Annotated in this window: 12 protein-coding genes and 2 pseudogenes; 3 read left to right on the top strand and 11 right to left on the bottom strand. The window is 66.4% G+C overall.

The features are described from left to right. The first annotated feature begins 56 nt into the window (after positions 1–56). Entirely contained in the window at positions 57–2,771 is a 2,715-nt protein-coding gene (locus tag LPA44_RS06540) for a DEAD/DEAH box helicase (protein WP_230888785.1), read from the top strand. Here LPA44_RS06540 and LPA44_RS06535 read toward each other — a convergent pair whose 3' ends face one another. After that, entirely contained in the window at positions 2,772–3,356 is a 585-nt protein-coding gene (locus LPA44_RS06535; protein ID WP_230888784.1) for a type IV pilin, read from the bottom strand. Between the two features lie 96 nt (positions 3,357–3,452). Next, entirely contained in the window at positions 3,453–4,466 is a 1,014-nt protein-coding gene (locus LPA44_RS06530) for an alcohol dehydrogenase catalytic domain-containing protein (protein ID WP_230888783.1), read from the bottom strand. Between the two features lie 88 nt (positions 4,467–4,554). Here LPA44_RS06530 and LPA44_RS06525 point away from each other — a divergent pair, with 88 nt between their 5' ends. Further along, the gene (locus tag LPA44_RS06525; RefSeq protein WP_230888782.1) at positions 4,555–5,070 is read left to right on the top strand and encodes a hypothetical protein; all 516 of its coding nucleotides are present in this window, start codon (positions 4,555–4,557) and stop codon (positions 5,068–5,070) included. Between the two features lie 5 nt (positions 5,071–5,075). On the opposite strand, the gene LPA44_RS06520 is transcribed toward LPA44_RS06525, so the two are convergent. Genes LPA44_RS06520 through LPA44_RS06510 form a run of 3 tightly spaced genes read right to left on the bottom strand, consistent with a single transcriptional unit; the run spans position 5,076 to position 9,328 of the window. Next, positions 5,076–6,182: a sensor histidine kinase gene (locus LPA44_RS06520; RefSeq protein ID WP_230888781.1), complete on the bottom strand. Its 1,107-nt coding sequence runs from the start codon at positions 6,180–6,182 to the stop codon at positions 5,076–5,078. Between the two features lie 55 nt (positions 6,183–6,237). Next, complete coding sequence (locus tag LPA44_RS06515) at positions 6,238–6,510, bottom strand: hypothetical protein (RefSeq protein ID WP_230888780.1); 273 nt, start codon at positions 6,508–6,510, stop codon at positions 6,238–6,240. Between the two features lie 40 nt (positions 6,511–6,550). After that, positions 6,551–9,328 (bottom strand): ATP-dependent helicase, encoded by a 2,778-nt coding sequence (locus LPA44_RS06510; protein ID WP_230888779.1) that lies wholly within the window; start codon positions 9,326–9,328, stop codon positions 6,551–6,553. A gap of 343 nt (positions 9,329–9,671) precedes the next feature. Here LPA44_RS06510 and LPA44_RS06505 point away from each other — a divergent pair, with 343 nt between their 5' ends. Further along, positions 9,672–10,406 carry an MBL fold metallo-hydrolase gene (locus LPA44_RS06505; protein WP_230888778.1) on the top strand — a complete coding sequence of 245 codons (735 nt, stop codon included), beginning with the start codon at positions 9,672–9,674 and terminating at the stop codon, positions 10,404–10,406. Between the two features lies 1 nt (position 10,407). Here the strand turns inward: LPA44_RS06505 and LPA44_RS06500 are convergent, their stop codons facing one another. The 6 genes and pseudogenes from LPA44_RS06500 to LPA44_RS06475 all read right to left on the bottom strand — a co-directional run. Then, the gene (locus LPA44_RS06500; RefSeq protein WP_230888777.1) at positions 10,408–10,899 is read right to left on the bottom strand and encodes a cation:proton antiporter regulatory subunit; all 492 of its coding nucleotides are present in this window, start codon (positions 10,897–10,899) and stop codon (positions 10,408–10,410) included. 44 nt (positions 10,900–10,943) lie between these two features. Beyond that, the gene (locus LPA44_RS06495) at positions 10,944–12,140 is read right to left on the bottom strand and encodes a cation:proton antiporter (RefSeq protein WP_230888776.1); all 1,197 of its coding nucleotides are present in this window, start codon (positions 12,138–12,140) and stop codon (positions 10,944–10,946) included. Between the two features lie 45 nt (positions 12,141–12,185). Continuing rightward, positions 12,186–13,253: an mRNA surveillance protein pelota gene (locus LPA44_RS06490; RefSeq protein WP_230888775.1), complete on the bottom strand. Its 1,068-nt coding sequence runs from the start codon at positions 13,251–13,253 to the stop codon at positions 12,186–12,188. A 309-nt stretch (positions 13,254–13,562) separates the two neighbouring features. Next, positions 13,563–15,683, bottom strand: coding sequence for a ribosome rescue protein RqcH (rqcH, locus tag LPA44_RS06485; protein ID WP_230888774.1), 2,121 nt, complete (start codon positions 15,681–15,683; stop codon positions 13,563–13,565). Between the two features lie 234 nt (positions 15,684–15,917). Further along, positions 15,918–16,223 (bottom strand): annotated as a pseudogene (locus LPA44_RS06480) (ZIP family metal transporter); the annotation flags it as partial. Positions 16,224–16,243: 20 nt separating this feature from the next. Then, positions 16,244–16,349: pseudogene (locus LPA44_RS06475) on the bottom strand (IS5/IS1182 family transposase); the annotation flags it as partial.

The raw sequence follows: 16,349 nt of genomic DNA, 5'->3' as shown, positions 1-16,349 counted from the left end.
GTCGCCGGACTCCCGCGAGCGACAGGGTTTTTCGCGGTGCTCCCCACACATCTCCCGTGAACGTACGGGGCGAGGTGACCGACGTCGACGAGGTGCGGTCCGTGAACACGCAGTACGGCGACCGGGACGTGCTCGACGTCCACGTCCGGCCGGACGCGGACAGCGACGCGGCCGCCGACGACCCTGGGGCGTCCGTGCGCGTGACGCTGTGGGGGAAGTGGACGGAGGCCGTCCAGTACCTCGAACCCGGGATGGACCTGCTGGTGACCGAAGCCGAGGAAGACGAGTGGAACGGCGACGTCCAGTACTCGACGAGCAAGGAGTCGTACGTCGTCGTCGAGCCGGACTTCCTCGTGGACGTGACGAACATCCGGTCGTTCGTGCAGTGTCCGCGCCTCTACTACCTGAACAAGCTCTCGGGACTCCCGCTGAAGTACCCGGTGACGAAGGGGACTATCGTCCACGAGGTGTTCGGTGACCTGCTCCGCGGTCGCGACCTCGACGAGTCCGTCGCGGAGCGCGTGGACGACGCCGGCCTCGAACTCGGCCTGCTGGGTCGTGACCGCGAAGAAGTCGAAGCCGACGTGCGCGCGAACGCCGCCGCCATCGAGGGCTGGCTCCAACAGGGCCACCTCTCCGGGGACGGCGGCACCACCGAAGAGACCGCAGAGGGCTGGCGCGCAGGCGACGACTGGCGCTCGGAGTACACCCTGATTTCGGAGACGTTCGGCATCAAGGGTCGCTGTGACGCCATCCGTCGCGGGATGCCGGTCGAACTGAAGACGGGGAAGAACACGAACCGCGACCCGCGCTTCCACGACAAGGTGCAGGCGGCGTGTTACGCGCTGATGTTGGACGACCGCGGCGTGAACGCCGACACCGGAACCCTCCTGTACACGAAGAACGCGGCCGTCGACCGCAGTGAGGAGTCTGGGGACCTCTCGCCCGCCAAGGAGTTCTCCATCGGGAAGGGCTTCCTCGACTTCGTCGTCCGCCAGCGCAACCACCTCGCAGCTATCGAGTACGAGGGCAGTCCGCCGACGGGGTTCGAGGCGGACGCGAAGTGCGAGTACTGCTTCGAGCAGGACACCTGCATGGTGGTGTCGGGTCGCCTCGACCAGGAGTCGAAGGCCGGCCAACTCGGCGAACCGCTCCCCGAGGACGAACGCGCGTACTTCGACGACATCTACGCCGCAATCGAGCGCGAGCGCGACTCCGTCCACGACGAGTACCGCAAGCTCTGGGAGCAGACGGCCGAAGAGCGCGCGGCCGACGACCGCGCAGTCGTGGACCTCGAACCTGCGGGCAACGAGGAGCTGCCGGACGGCCGCTGGCGGCTGACCGCAAAGCGACCGACCGCCGCGGCGTCCAAGATTCGACAGGGCGACCGCGTGCTCGCCTCCGACGGCGACCCCGTGCGGGGGACCGCGGAGATGGCGCGCGTGGAGACGCTCGCACCGGACCGCGTCGTCGTCACCGCCGACGAGCCCGTCGACCTCCGTCGGCTCGACGTCTACCCCTCCGAGTTAAGCGTCGACCGGATGCTCACCGCACTCCACGACGGGCTCCTGAAGGGCGACCAGCGCCGCAAAGACGTGCTGTTCGACCGCGAGAGCCCGGACTTTGCGGACGACGAGTACAGCGTCGTCGATAACAACGACGCGCAGAACGAAGCCGTCAGCAAGGCGTTGAACGCCGAGGACTTCGCGCTCGTCCACGGTCCGCCCGGCACCGGGAAGACGTACACCATCGCGACCCTGATTCGGGAATTCGTCGACCGCGGTGACCGCGTACTGCTGTCGGCGTTCACGAACCGCGCCGTCGACAACGCCCTCGAAGCCCTGCGGGAGCAAGGGCACGAGGACATCGTCCGCGTCGGGACGTCGACGGGCGTCCGCGAGGACATGCGGGACCTCCGGCTGAACCAGTCCGGCGACCCAGCGGAGTGCGCGCGAGCACTCCAGACCGCAGAGGTCGTCGCCGCGACGACCGCGACGTGTGGTTCCCGGGTGATGCGTGAGCAGGAGTTCGACGTAGTGCTCGTCGACGAGGCGAGCCAGCTCACCGAGCCGGACACGCTCGCAGCTATCAACCGCGGCGAGCGTTTCGTGCTCGTCGGTGACCACGAACAGCTTCCGCCCGTCGTGCGCTCGGGCGGCCGGCTGTCGACGTCGCTGTTCGAGCGCCTCCACGACACCTACCCGGAGGCGTCCGTGATGCTCGACCAGCAGTACCGGATGAGCCAGCGCATCCAGGCGTTCTCCTCGGAGGAGTTCTACGACGGCCAACTCCGCCCCGCGACGGCCGAAGTGGCCGCGCAGACGCTCGCGGACCTCGGCGTGGAGACTGGCGGCGCGGTCCAGAATGGTGTCACCTTCCACGACGTGCCCGGGACGAGCGACGCACACGTCGACCCCAGAGAGGCAGAACGCGTCGGCGACATCACCCGCGAGTACGTCGCCGCTGGCGTCGACCCCGAGGATATCGGCGTCATCGCGCCCTTCCGCGCGCAGGTCGCGGAAATCGGGCGGCATGTCCCCGACGGTGTCGCCGTGGACACGGTCGACCGCTTCCAGGGTTCCTCGAAGGAAGTCATCGTCGTGTCGTTCGTCGCGACTGGGAGCCTCGACGGCCCCATTTTCGAGGACCACCGTCGCGTGAACGTCGCGCTCACTCGCGCGAAGAAGAGCCTCGTTCTCGTCGGCGACGAGAGGGCGCTTCGCTCGGAGCCGCTGTACGACCGGATGGTCGAGTGGGCGTCGCTCTCCTGACTATTCAATAGTCAGTACGCCGTCCTTGGTCACGTCGCCGTTGACGTCCATGGAGACGTTGTACTCGCCGTCGGGCGCTGGATTCTGCACGTCCGAGACGTCCAAGACGATCCAGTCGCCGGCTTCGATGTTGTGGTTCCCGTTGAAGGTGACGTCGAGAGTGCTGCCGTCGTCGCTGGTCGAGAGCCCGCTCAGGTCGACCATGGCGTCGGCTTCGAGGACGCCGTCGCCGTCTTTGTCGATGCCGACGCGCTCGACGTCTGAGCCCGTGACGTTGCTCGCGTCGGCCGAACTCGGGTACGCGACGTGTAGCTGGTTCAGGGAGTTCCCGACGGCGTTCGAGCCCTCCTCGATGTGGACGCGAATGTAGTGGTCGTCGAGTTTACCCGATTCACCGTCGGCTGCGCGAATGAGTTCGGTCTGTACCTCGTTCGGTTCGTCGTCGGAGTCGCCGTCCGCGAACGATGGCATCTCGATGTCTCCGATGGCCGGTACGGCCACCAGCACCGTCGCTGCCAGCACGACGGTGATAGCTACCATGAGTGCGACTCCGACGACGGGACTGACTGCCCGTCCAGCGCGCATCACCGAAGAAACTGGCTGCCCGCGGAAAACGACGATGGCCGTTCTGTTACACGTTGCGATTGAATTAGCCTCGATTGATGGCGCGGTTCGCTTCTCTTAGGGCGTGACGACGAGCTTGCCGACGGTGTCGCGGTCCTGCATCGCGGCAAACGCGTCGCCGGTTTCGGCGAGCGGATAGGTGTCGGCGACTTCCGGCGCGAGGTCACCAGCTGCGACGAGGTCGACGAGCCGCTGTAGGTCGGGCTGTGTCCCCATCGTGGAGCCGATGATTCGCTTGTGCCCGAGGAAGAGGTCCGGAACGTCGATTTCCGAGCGCCCGCCCGCGGTCCGGCCACAGACGACCATGCGGCCGCCGCGCCGGAGCACGGTCTGTCCGAGTTCCGTGTACTCGCCGCCGAGGTGGTTGAGCACCGCGTCCGGCGCGCCAATGGCCTCTACCTCCTCTCGAATCTCGTCGACATCTGTCGACCGAATCGCATGGTCAAGCCCCAACTCGGTCACGCGGTCGAGCTTCGCTTGCGAAGACGACGTGCCAACCGTCTGCGCGCCGAGAACGTCCGCGAGTTGGACGGCAGCGACGCCGACACCGCCCGTGACGCCAGGCACGAACACGAGGTCGTTCGGCCCGACCTCGGCACGACGGAGCATGTGGTAGGCGGTCATGTACGCCGTCGGCAAGGCTGCCGCGGTGGTCGTGTCGACGTCGTCCGGGAGTGCGACGAGTCGGCCGGCGTCCACGCGCGCCTGCTCTGCGAGGCCGCCGTGGAACAGCGAGAACTCCTCACAGAGGTTCTCCGGGCCCTCACGGCAGAACCGACAGGTCCCACACGTCTCGTTCGGGCAGAGCACGACGCGGTCTCCGGGTTCGACAGCCGTCACGCCGTCCCCGACGTCCATGACGGTACCGGCGACGTCGAGCCCGCTGACGAACGGGAGGTCGTCCGCGTCGACCATCGCAGAGTCGCCCTCCAGAATCCAGAGGTCGTGGCGGTTGATGGCGCACGCTTCCACGTCGATGACGGCGTCGCCGGCCCCTGGTTCGGGGTCCGGCTGGTCGACGACGCCGACGCCGTCCGGTCCGGTCAATTCGGTGAATGCTGCGGCACGCATCGCGTCGACGTTCGGCCGACGCTCGGATATGAATACGGGTGGCCGTCGCCTCTGCCTTTATCTCGGTGCGTGGCGAACCCAACACACGATGCAGGTCCTCGCAGTCGCGGCAACGAAGTTGGTAGCGCAGGCGGGCTCCGGATTCGACGTCGACGTCACCATCGGGCAGGGGCTCGTTGGCGGCGCGGTTGGCGCGTTCCTGACGACGCTGGTGGTCGGCGCTATCGCGGTCGCGGTGTTTCCCGAACGCACCGAGCGCCTGATGGCGCGCGTCCTCGACGACCCAGCCGGTTCGTTCGCGCACGGTCTCCTCTGCGTCGTCGGGCTGTTCGTGGCGGCGCTGGTGCTCGTGTTCACCATCATCGGCATCGTCGTCGCGTTCCCGCTGTTGCTCGTCGCGTACGTCGTCTGGGCGGTCGGAGCCGCCGTCGCCTACCTCGCCATCGCCGACCGGCTGGTCGGCCACGAAGACGGCTGGCTCAAACCGCTGCTCGTCGCTGCGACAATCAACGGCGCGCTCGCGGCGACCGGCGTCGGCAGCATCCTCGCGGTCGCCATCGGCATCACGGGCTTCGGTGCCGTGCTACAGCCGTACCTCGACTGACACAATCATCGGGAACGGCCCACGAGCCGTCCCCAGAGTCCGGGCCGTACTGTCGCGTCGGGCAGTGTGAGCCGGACCGTCGACCCGTCCGCGTCGTCGGCGAAGTCGACGGTGCCGCCCGACTCGCGAACCGTCCAGTAGACCAGCCAGAGGCCGAGCCCGCTGGCGTGCGAGAGCGTCGTCTCCTCAGGTTGGTCGAGGATGTACCGCTCGTGGTCAGGAATGCCCGACCCCGTGTCCGCGACCTCGAAGACGACGTCGTCGCTCGGCGGGTTCGTCACGGACGCCGAGATGCGTACATCTTCGTCGTTGTGCTCGACGGCGTTCGCGAGCACCTCGTAAACCGCGTCGCCGAGCGCGGAGTGAGCCGACACCACCGCATCTTCGCTGGCCGCAATTTCGACGTCGACGTCCGGGTAGCGCTCTCGGAGTCGTTCGACGGCGTGCGCGAGGACTGCGCCGGCGTCCTGTTCGCGGCGGTCGTCGCTCCCCCAAATGCCTAGAATCCGGCGTGTGCGCTCGCTGGTCTCCAGCAGTTCGTCGACGTGGTGTCGCGCGATTGCGACGTCCTCGTCGTCGCTTCCGACCTTCTCTTCGAGGTTCTGGAGGTGGCCGTCTACGACCGACAGTTCGTTGCGGAGGTTGTGCCGGAGGACGCGCTGGTTCATCGTGAGTAGCTTCACGAGGTCCGCCAGCCGCGTGCGCTTCTCCTCGGACCCGACCGCGTAGAGGCTCGCCTGCGCGCCGACCGCGAGTCCGAGCCACATCGCGAACACCACCATGAACTCGGTGTCGACGACCGGGTGCCCCTCCAGTTGCCAGATGAGCGAGATAGCGACCGCCAGCAACGCGAAACTCACACCCGTGAGCGCGGTCAGTCCGGTTGCTCGTACGAGTCCCGCCTGGCTAATCTCCCGGCCGTGGGCGTCGATGCCGGAGTGCACGAGCGTGGCTGCGAGCGAGAGGAGAATGAGGACTTCGAGTCCGACAGCGACACTCCACCCGACGTAGTAGCCGTAGCCCACGGCGGCGACGAATCCGACGACAGCGAACACGTAGAACCACCAGTGCGCAGCTGCGTCCGTCAGCCGCTCGCGAGCCAGTCCCACCATAGCCCACCTATCGGGGCACGGTCCGTTAATGCGTCGGCGCTCTACACCGCTGCCGTCAGCGCCGAATCCAGCCTTTGCCGACCCGCCGGAGCCGGCTGTCGCTTTCGGCGGCTTCGGCCTGCTGGGCCTGCTGGCGGCGCTCCTCAAACTGCTGGGTGCGCTGCAACCGCCACGCGGTGTACGCCGCGCCGACCGCTGCGACGGCTGCGCCGACGGCGAGCCGTCGCTTCGATAGGCCGCCGCTTGCCTCTTCGTCTTCGCGTTGCTCCTCGTCGTCCGTGTCGCGTCCAGCGACGCGCTTCAGGTACGGCGTGAAAACGACTGGCATACCCCAAATACATCGCACTTCCGGATGAACGCTTCGCCAGTCAGTCGTCGACCTGCTCGCGGACGCGCTCGTGGAACGCCCGGAGCACCGCGTCCTCGTCGTCGGCGAGCACGACGTCGCTGGCCGAGAGCGTCGCCAGCCCGAACGATAGCGGCGACGGTGACTTCAGGGTTGTCTCGGTGACTTCGACGTCGCCCGACTGCAGCGCCGAGAGCACTTCGCGGACGCCCGCGAGGTTGAGTTTGTCCTCGATGAGTTCGCGGTACGTCTCATCCAGCACTGCGAAGTCTTCGAGGTCTTCGGCGAACCCGAGCAGCATCTCGCTGGCGACCTGTTGTTTGCTCGCGGACTTCTCGCGCCCCTTGTAGCGCTTCAACACGAGCAACGCGCGCGTCGCGTCGATGCGGAAGTACCGCTGCAGGAGGTCAGTGCCGTCCAGCGCCGCGCGCAGCATTTCGCGCACGTTGTTGGGGTCAGTTTGGCGGAGCAACTCGGCGACGTCGACTTTCCGGTTCAGTGGCATCGCGAGCGTGAAGCCGTTGTCCGCCACGGAGACGGCGACGTTCGCGTTCGCTTCGTTCGCACAGCGATAGGCGAGCAGCCGCGAGAGCCCGTCGTTGAACCGGCGGCCGTACGGCGTCCGGACGTGGTAGCGCCGACGGTACTCGTCGCGGTCTTTCACCTCCTCTATGGCGATGCGCTCGGTCGTACTGACGCTCTCTGTGCCCGCGTACTGAATCTGGTCGTCGTACATTCGGGCGAGCGCCCTGACTGCGTTCGCGTCCACGGGGAACTCCCGGAGCCAGCGCCGGACTGCCGCTGCACCACCGTCCTCGTACTCGTCGAGGAGGTCGGCCTGGAAGTGCGCGATTTCCCGGCCGAGGTCGTACGAGAGCGGGAGGCGCTCGGAGAACCACGACGGTACGGTCGCGCGCTCGCTCGTGCGGTCGACGTACACCTTCGACCCGCGGCGGTATCGGTGCGCGAATCGGTCGCCGCCGAGCACGAACACGTCGCCGGCTTCGAGCGTGTCGAGGTAGCTCTCGTCGAGTTGGCCGACCCACTCGTCGTCGCCGCGCACGTAGACGTTCACCGTGAACGAGTCCGGAATCGTCCCGAGGTTCTGGAGGAGAATCGGGCGTGCGAGCCGGCCCCGCTTCCCGATGAGACGCTCGCCAATGTCGAAGTCGGGATAGTGGTGCGTGCCCGACGTGGGGTCGTCGGGGTCGCCGTCGTCGCCGCCTGGCGGGTCGTTCTCGTCACGCCAGATTTTCGCGTAGACGTTCCGGTCTTTGAGGCCGTCGTAGTCTGCCGTGAGATACCTGAACAGGTGTTCGAAGTCGTCGTCGCTGTACTCGCGGTAGGGATACGCCGACCGCAACGTCGCGCGCACTTCGGCCTCCGGGAGCGGGCCCTCGATGGCCATCCCGTAGACGTGCTGGGCGGCGACATCGTGGGCGCGCTCGGGGATGTGCACACGGTCGACGAACCCGAGTTCGGCCTGCCGCAGCATCACCGCGCACTCTACGAGTTCGTCTCGGTCCAGCGCGATGACGCGGCCCGTGACCGTCCTCCCGGGTCGGTGGCCGGCGCGCCCAACGCGCTGGAGCAGGCTGGCGACAGACTTCGGCGACCCGACTTGTACCACGAGGTCGATGTGGGGCATGTCAATGCCGAGTTCGAGGCTCGTCGAGGTTGTCGTCACTGACAGCGACCCCTCCTTCAACTGCTGCTCGACCTCGGTGCGTCGGTCCTTCGAGAGACTGCCGTGGTGACACGCGGACTCGTCCTCGCTCACGACGCCACGCTCGCGGAGGTTCTCGAGGACGCGCTCGGCGCCCGACCGCGTGTTCGTGAATACGAGCGTGCTGTCGTTGGCTTCGATGAGGTCACCGAGTTCCGCGTAGAACGCATCGTTGATGGCGCCCTTCGAGGCGTTCACCAGGTCAGGCGTCGGGCACGACAACTGGAGGTCGTAGTCGCGGGCGAACCGCGCGTCCACGATTTCGCAGTCTCTGGCTTCGCCGCCGTTGCCTCGCGGGCGGTGCCCGCTCGGCTCGTCAGAGAAGCGTGGTTCCTCGCGTTCAAATCCGACGAGATAGCGTGCAATGTCTGCCAGCGGCTCGACGGTCGCCGAGCAGCCGATGCGCGTGAAGTCGCCGGCCAGCCGCTGGAGCCGTTCGAGGCTCACCGAGAGGTGGGTGCCGCGCTTGGAGTCCGCGAGGCTGTGAATCTCGTCGACGACGACGTACTCGACGTTTCGGAGTTTCTCCCGAAACTTCGGCGAGTTCAACAGAATCGCGAGCGTCTCCGGCGTCGTGTTGAGGATGTGTGGCGTCTCTTCGAGCATCTGCTGGCGCTCGTAGTCGGACGTGTCGCCGTGCCGAATCGCCTGCCGGACGTCCGTCTCGACGCCCCGCTCCGCGAGCCGCTCACTGATGCCGTCGAGCGGCTCCGCGAGGTTGCGCTCGATGTCGTTTGCGAGCGACTTCAGAGGCGACACGTACAGACAGTGGACTGCGTTGTCTAGGCCCTCGGCCTGCTCGCGCTCGAATAGTTCGTTTAGGATGGCCGTAAACGACGCGAGTGTCTTTCCGGAGCCCGTCGGAGCCGCAACAAGCGCATTCTCGCTGGCGTGTATCAGCGGAATCGCCTCGCGCTGCGGCGGCGTCAAACAGCCGCCGTCCTGCTTGGGGCTCCCGAACCGGTCGACCCACCACTCGCTAACAGCGGGGTCGAGCGCGTCCAGAATCTCGCGGTCAGAGGACTGATGGTCCTCGTCTGCCGACCGCGTCGTCGCCTCCGACTCGGGACCCATCGTTCGCGTGTGCTTGGCTCCCGTACGGCAAGTGTCTGACGCCGCTAGGCAAATCGCGCTGTTCGTATCTGGTCCGCCTCGCTGTTTCTGGACTGACCATGGTCTTCGACACCTCGAAAGCCCCGACTGGCTTCGGTCGAGCGGCTCGCTGCGCGCTTCGCTCGCTGTAGTGCTTACGTTGTCGTGCTTCGCGAAGCCAGTCGCTCCCTTTCAATCCGCCCCGCTACCGGTTGTCCAACGGGCGACGGGTGGGACTTTCGAGGCGTTCTCGAGAGCACCTGCCTACCGAAGCCACGAACACGCACCCCGAACGGTTAACCGCCTTCCGTCCGCGGCTCCCGGTATGCAACTGACGTTCCTCGGGACGGGGAGCGCGATGCCGACGGGCGACCGGATGCAGACCGGGCTCCTCCTCGAAAAACCCGACAGCCGACTGCTCGTGGACTGCGGGAGCGGCGTGCTGCACACGCTCGCACGGACAGACGTGGGGTACGAGGGCGTAGACACGGTGTTGCTCACGCACCACCACCTCGACCACGTCAGCGACCTGTTGCCGTTGTTGAAGGCGCGCTGGCTCGCAGGCGAAGAACATCTCACCGTCGTCGGACCGACCGGGACGAAAGGACTCGTAACGGACTTGCTGGACGTCCACGAGTACTTACAGGACCGCGTGGACCTCACGTTACGTGAGGTCGACGTTGGGAGCTTCGAGGTGGCGGGGTTCGACGTGGACGCCATCGAGACGCGTCACTCGATGCCGGGGCTGGCGTACAAATTCGACGACGACCTGGCCTTTAGCGCGGATACCGAGGCGTTTGCGGGGATGGGCGAGTTCGCGGACGGCTGCGACGTGCTTGTCCACGACTGCTCGTTCCCCGACGATGTGGACGTCTCGAACCACCCGACGCCGACGCAACTCGGCGAGTCCCTCGCGGGCGTGGATGTCGACGAACTGTACCTCACTCATCTCTACCCCCACACGGAGGGCAACCACCGTGATATGCAGGAGTCAATAGAGCAGCACTTCGACGGGCATGTCGCGTTCGCGCGGGACGGTCTCGTCGTCGAAACCGAGTAGTTCAGGCGTCGCTATCCTTGTTGACGCGGGCCTGAAGGTTTCGCTGTTCCTCCCGGGTCCCGAGCGTCACGAGCACGTCGCCGGGTTCGATGACTTCCTCTGGGCCGGGGTTCGCAATAGTATCGCTGCCGCGCTGAATGGCCAAGAGGGTCGCGCCCGTCTCCGTCCGAATCTCCGAGTCGCCAACCGAGCTCCCGGCCAGCGGTGAGTCCTCGTGGACGTCGTACCACTCGATGCGGGCGTCACCGACTGGGACGTTTGCGGTTTCGGACTCGGCCGGCTGGAAGTACGCGCCGCCGAGGATGGCTCCGAACTGTCGGGCTTCCTCGCCGGTGAGTTCGGCGACGCGCTCGGCGTCGCCGTCTCCGTCAGGCTGACGGTACAGCGTCCGCGTGCCGTCGTGGCCGATGACGACCGACAGTCGGCCGCCGGAGGCGAGGTCGAGTTCGAACTTTCGGCCGACATTGGGGAGTTCCGTCTCGCGGACAGGCATCACTTGGGATTCGACGCGCGGCCGCAAAAGCCCACCGCCGCTGATCACCGTGTCTCGGTCCACGGCAGCACCGCCCACAACTGGTCGCTGTACCGCATCGCGAGCGTGCCGAGGATGCTCGTCGCGAGCACGTAGCCCACGGTGAACGCAGGGACACGCTCCATGAGCACGGGCGTGGTGCCGACGCTAGCGGCGAGCGCGGCGATGACGAGCGCGAACTCCCCGCGGGGCGCGAGCGCGGACCCGACGCGGAACGCTCGCCGCGGTTCGAGGTCGAACTGGCGGCCGGCGTAGTAGCCCGAGACGTACTGGCCGGGAATCGTGATGGCAACCGCGACGGCGACCGCCCACGCCTCCTGCGTGATGAGCGCGGGGTTCGTGGAGAGGCCGACTGCGGCGAAGAACAGCGCCGCGAACAGGTCCCGTGACGGCGACAGCAAGCCCTCGACGCGGTCGGTGAGCGTCGTCCGGCCGACTGCGGTGCCGACGAGGAACGCTGCGACGGCGGCGCCCACGCCCGAGTGTTCGCCGAGGCCGGCGACGGTCGCGGTGACACCGAGCGCGAGCAACACGAACAGCTCGCCGGATTCGATGTCGAGGAGGCGCTCGATGACGTTCGTCCCGCGGAGCGCGACCACCGCGCCAGCCGCGACGAGCGCGACGACGACAGCGACGTCAGTCGCGAGCGCGCCCACGTCGGTTGCGCCGAGCAGGACGGCCGACAGCACCGCGAGGTAGCCCGCGGTCGCTACGTCCTCGACAACCACAATCGAGAGAATCGCCTCGCTTTCGGGATTGGCAATCCAGTCCAGTTCCAGCAGGAGTTTCGCGACGATGACTGTCGAGGAGTTGAACAGCACGCCCGCGAGCACGAACGACGCCACCCAGTCAAAGCCTAGTAGGAGGCCGACCGCGAACCCCAGCGGGAGGCTCACCAAGACGTCGATGGCACCGCCAGCGAGTACTTGGTCGCCCTTCTCGAAGAGCGCGTCCAGACTCAGTTCGAGTCCAACGAAGAACAACAGCAGGACGACGCCGAGGTCCGCGAACAGCGCGACAGTCTCGGGGTCGGCGACGAGCGTCGGTTGGAAGCCCCACAGCGTGGGCGCGTGTGGCCCGACGAGCATACCGACGACGAGGTACGCGGGGATGACCGACTGGCCGACCCTGCGCGCGACCAACCCAGCGGCCGCCAGCGCGACCAGCACCAGCCCGACGTCCAACAGTGTCAGTCCTGCCACGCCGCCAACTCACAGCGCCACCGAGAAAGCCGTTTTCCCTCGAAACTACTCCATTCGGTAGCGCAGGATGGCCGCGACGCCGCCGAGGTTTCGGAGCTGTTCGCCGGGCGCGAACTCGTGGCTGAACACGGTGACGTCGCCGCCCTGCTGTTCGACCTGCGTGACGAGGTCGTTGACGTCGACGTCCCAGTCGCCCTCGCCCGCGCGCTCCTTGCGCAGGCGTTCGTCCAGAATCAGCAGCGTCTCGACCGCGCCGAAGTCGACGGCCTTCTCGACCGCTTCGATGCCGTAGGCAGCCTTCCCATCGGTCGCTATCTGGTCGGTGAGTTCGTCGATGAGTTCGGACTCTTCGGCGATGCGCGTCTCCTCCTGAACGTCCTCGACGGCGCCACGCTTGAGGACTTCGTGAACGCCGCGGCCGCCCACCGCGCTCGTGTCTACTGTCGTAATCTTGTCCGTGAGACTCCGGTACTCCTCTTGGATGTAGTCGAGGGCGTCCTGCTTTGTGAACCCGGGACCGGCGAGGATAATGGCGTCCGCGTCGAGGTGCGAGAGTGCACTCGCGACGTCCTCGAACAATTCCTCGCGGGAGCGCGAGTACTCGCCTTTCCCCGTCGTGCCCGTGAACGAGCCGTACTCGTCGACGCCGTACTGCTGGACGACGTGGATGTAGGCTTCGCCCTCCTCGACGGTGGCGATTGCGACGTCCGGCTGGTCGGTCGCCTCGACGGCTTCGTTGAGCCGTTCGAGCTGGTCGGGCTTCCAGATTTTCTCGACCTCGATTTCCTCGCGCTCCTCGACGTTCAGCGTGTGGTGGAGGCCGAGTTGGTCTTCCCGGGAGCAGTCCGCGATGGTGCCCGACACCCGGAGGCGGTTCGAGAACTTGTGGAACTCCACGTCCTCGACGTCGATGGTGACGTGCATGTGCTCGCGCTCGCCGCCCGTGTCCCGCATCTGTTCGTCCTTACGCTGGATGCGGCGGTGCGTGTCCCCCGCGACGAGATCCCCGGGCTCCAGAATGTACGCGAGGTGCCAGAGGTCGTCGAGGGACTCGGGGACGAGCGTAATGCGCTCCCCGCCGCCCTCGACCTGCCGGCGTTCCTTCAGTTGCATACCTGAACTGAGGCACGGGACGCCCAAGTGTCCTGCTACTCTCGCGCCCTGGACTGAGACACTCTGGGACGTCCACGACTCATCCCGCTGTTGTCTGCCAGAAAGCCCCGGCGGGCTCGCGGTCGTTCGCTCGCTGTGCTCCTCGCTACGCTGCGGTGCTTGCGTCGCGAGACGGCCACGCAGGCGCGAGCCCACCGCCCCTTTCAGTCCACTCAATTCCGGCTTTCCAATCGGTTACGGCCGGACTGAGCGTGCCTTTCCCGGCGTTCCCACGGCATGAAGCAGAATGAGAGTCGTCGGAGGTGAAGCCTAGTCTCGAATACGACTTCCACCCGGCGGCATGTACTTCTGAATCTCGTCCGGGCTGGCGACCTTCCGGACGAACGACTCGTCCGCGAAGCGCTCGCGGAATTCCCGGTAGATGCGCTTAGCGGCGTCACCCTGCGCGTACCGGCCCGGTTCGAGTTCAATCGTCGTCTCCACGTCGTCGACGATGGCGTCGATGGGGCCGCCGAGCACGCGCGTGTGGGGCTCGCAACTGATGCCGACTGCCCACTCCGCAGGCAGGTCCCGGAAGTACGTGCGGTCGCCACGAATCGCGAACCCACCCTTCTCCAGGTACTCGCCGCTCTCGGGTGTCTTCGACACCTGGTCTGGCGATACCATGTAGGCGTCACCGGAGCCGCGGCCGTCCTTCCAAACCGAGGAACAACACACCGCGAACTGGGCTGCTTCCCGCTTACTCGACTCGGGTACCTCGATGTCCTTCGAGGGTTCGCTTGGCTCGGACGTCTTCAGCACCGTAACCGGGCCGCCGTGGGCCTGTGCGTGGAAGAACCGGTCGTAGCGGTCCATGTACTTCTTCACGAGTTCCTCGTTCTGGTCGGCGTCGCGACCGCCGATGACGAGGAATCCATCAGAGGTACGGAACCAGCGGAACCGCTCGTACCACTGCTCTTGCTTGCGAATCGGAATCGACGACCGGGAGAGCCAGTCGATATCTCGGTCTTCTTCCTCCTCGGCCTCCTCGGGTTCTACCTCCCACTCCTCCCGGCGTTGCTTGGCGGCTTCGAGGTCCTCGCGCGTGTTCTCGATGGCCGCACGTGCGCCCTCCTTCTTCTCCTCGATGCGCTTGGCTTCCTTGTAGTGCTCGTCGGCGTTCTTCTCGACGCCCCACGCGGGGTCCACCTCGATGGTGTGGTCGTCCAACTGGACGCGGACGGTACCCTCGGACTCGTTGATGCCCGCGAACGCGTCAGCGCCAGACACGTCGCCCGCAGCCTCCTCGAACGTCTGCGCGATTTCCTGCCAACCGTGGCCCGCGTCGCGAGCGTCCTGTACCGTCGAGAGGATGTCGTCGACGAGGTCGTAGTTCGCGTACAGCAGTTCAGCCTTCTCGCGCTCGGCCTCGGCCTGTTGCTCGAAGTCCTCGATGGCCTGCTCCTGCTGTTTGATGATGTGTTTCTGCTTCTGAATCTCCTGCTCGAAGTCCGGCTTCGACACCGCCTCCCCGCTCTCCTCCTCCTCGGTGGTGTCGAGATTCGTGAAGTAGTCGTCGAGGGCGTCGTTGAATCGGTCGAACGCGTCGGAGGGGAGGTCGGCGCGCTCTTCGAGCGCCAGCGGCGTCACGTCCACGCGCTGTCCACGCGCCGCCTTTCCGTCCTCGTCCTCGCCTTCGCCGGGTTCGAAGTAGACGCGGGGGTCGAGGTCGCCTGCCTGAATCGCGTCCAGCAGGCGCTCACTGGCCTCGTAGAGTGCACGGAACTCCTCCTCGCCGGCGTCGTCGATGTCTTTGGTCTTCTCGACGCCCGCCTGCGTGCAGAGTTCCTCGCCGTACAGCCCACCGAAGTTCAACTGGGTGGCGAGCGTTCGCACGAGGTCCGTGTCCGACTCGCGCATCTTCGCCGCGAACCCCTCGTAGTCGAGTTCCAGGGGGTTGACGCGCGAACTCGGGAACCCGTACTGGGAGCCCGGCGCGACCGTCCGCGACTGCAAGCGGACGGTGTCCAGCGAGTCCACGACCTCGCCGTTCTGATCGACGACCGCGATGTTGCCGTCCCCGAACAGCTCCGCGACGATGGTCGTATCCTGGTCTTCGCGGCGGAACTCGAACTCGAGAATCCGGTCGAAGCCGTGCTGGCGCACCTCGTGGAAGTCCGCCCCCGACAGCCGGTTCCGGAGCATCTTCGCAAAGTTCGGCGGGCGACCCGGAGCCGCCGGCACGTGCTCGGGTGCCGCGACGTGTGCGCGCTTCGTGTCTCCAACTTCGATAAGGAGTTCCACGCGGCCACGGTCGAAGTCCCGCATCTTCAGCCGCAAGAGGTCATCGCCGTAGAGGTAGGCCTTGTCGACTTTCGCCCCCTTGTAGCCGTTGAGCTCCGCAGTGAGGGCGACGAGGTCGACGCTCGTCAGCTCCCGCTTCTGGTCCATATACTACTACTTGACGGGGGGAATCCCTCTGCCTTACGGTCCGCGTGCCCGAGCGGAGCGAGGGCACGGTCCGGTGAGCGGTGACGCTAGGATCCGAACAGACGGCGCGGCGAAGCCGGGCCACCAGATGCGAGCGGAGAGCGCGCGTGCTCGACCACAGAGAGGGCACGTCAGAGCGAACGGGGAGCGTAGCGACCCGCGAGCCGCGTGCCCGGACGAGCCAAAACCAGCCAGCTATGCGAGACTCACGTCCAAATACAGCATGACGACGACGCCGAGCATCAGGCCCAGGGTGGCGACACGCTCGTGGCCGTTCGAGTGCGTCTCCGGGACGATTTCGTCGCTGATGACGAACAGCATCCCTCCAGCAGCGAACCCCATCGCGTACGGCAGAATCGCGCCCGAGACGGAGACCGCCCACGCGCCGAGCAAGACCAGCGGAATTTCCACTAGCCCCGCCCGAATCCCGGTGAGAGCTGCGTACGTCGTGCGGTCGAATCCGGCGTTCACGGCCGCTACGGAGACCGCTAGTCCCTCCGGAGGGTGTCATAGAACTCTTCTCACACCGTGATGATCGTGCTTCCCGGATTGTCTCCGCGTTCGTAGTTGGTGATAGCGACGACAAGGCGAAGGCACAGGGCAAGAAACACCTGCGCTCGTGCGTGG

The organism is Halobacterium sp. KA-4, from assembly GCF_021028995.1.
In the GTDB taxonomy this organism is placed as follows: Archaea; Halobacteriota; Halobacteria; order Halobacteriales; family Halobacteriaceae; genus Halobacterium.
The sequence above is the reverse complement of the archived record's forward strand: the minus strand, read 5'-3'. Positions and strand labels throughout refer to the sequence as shown.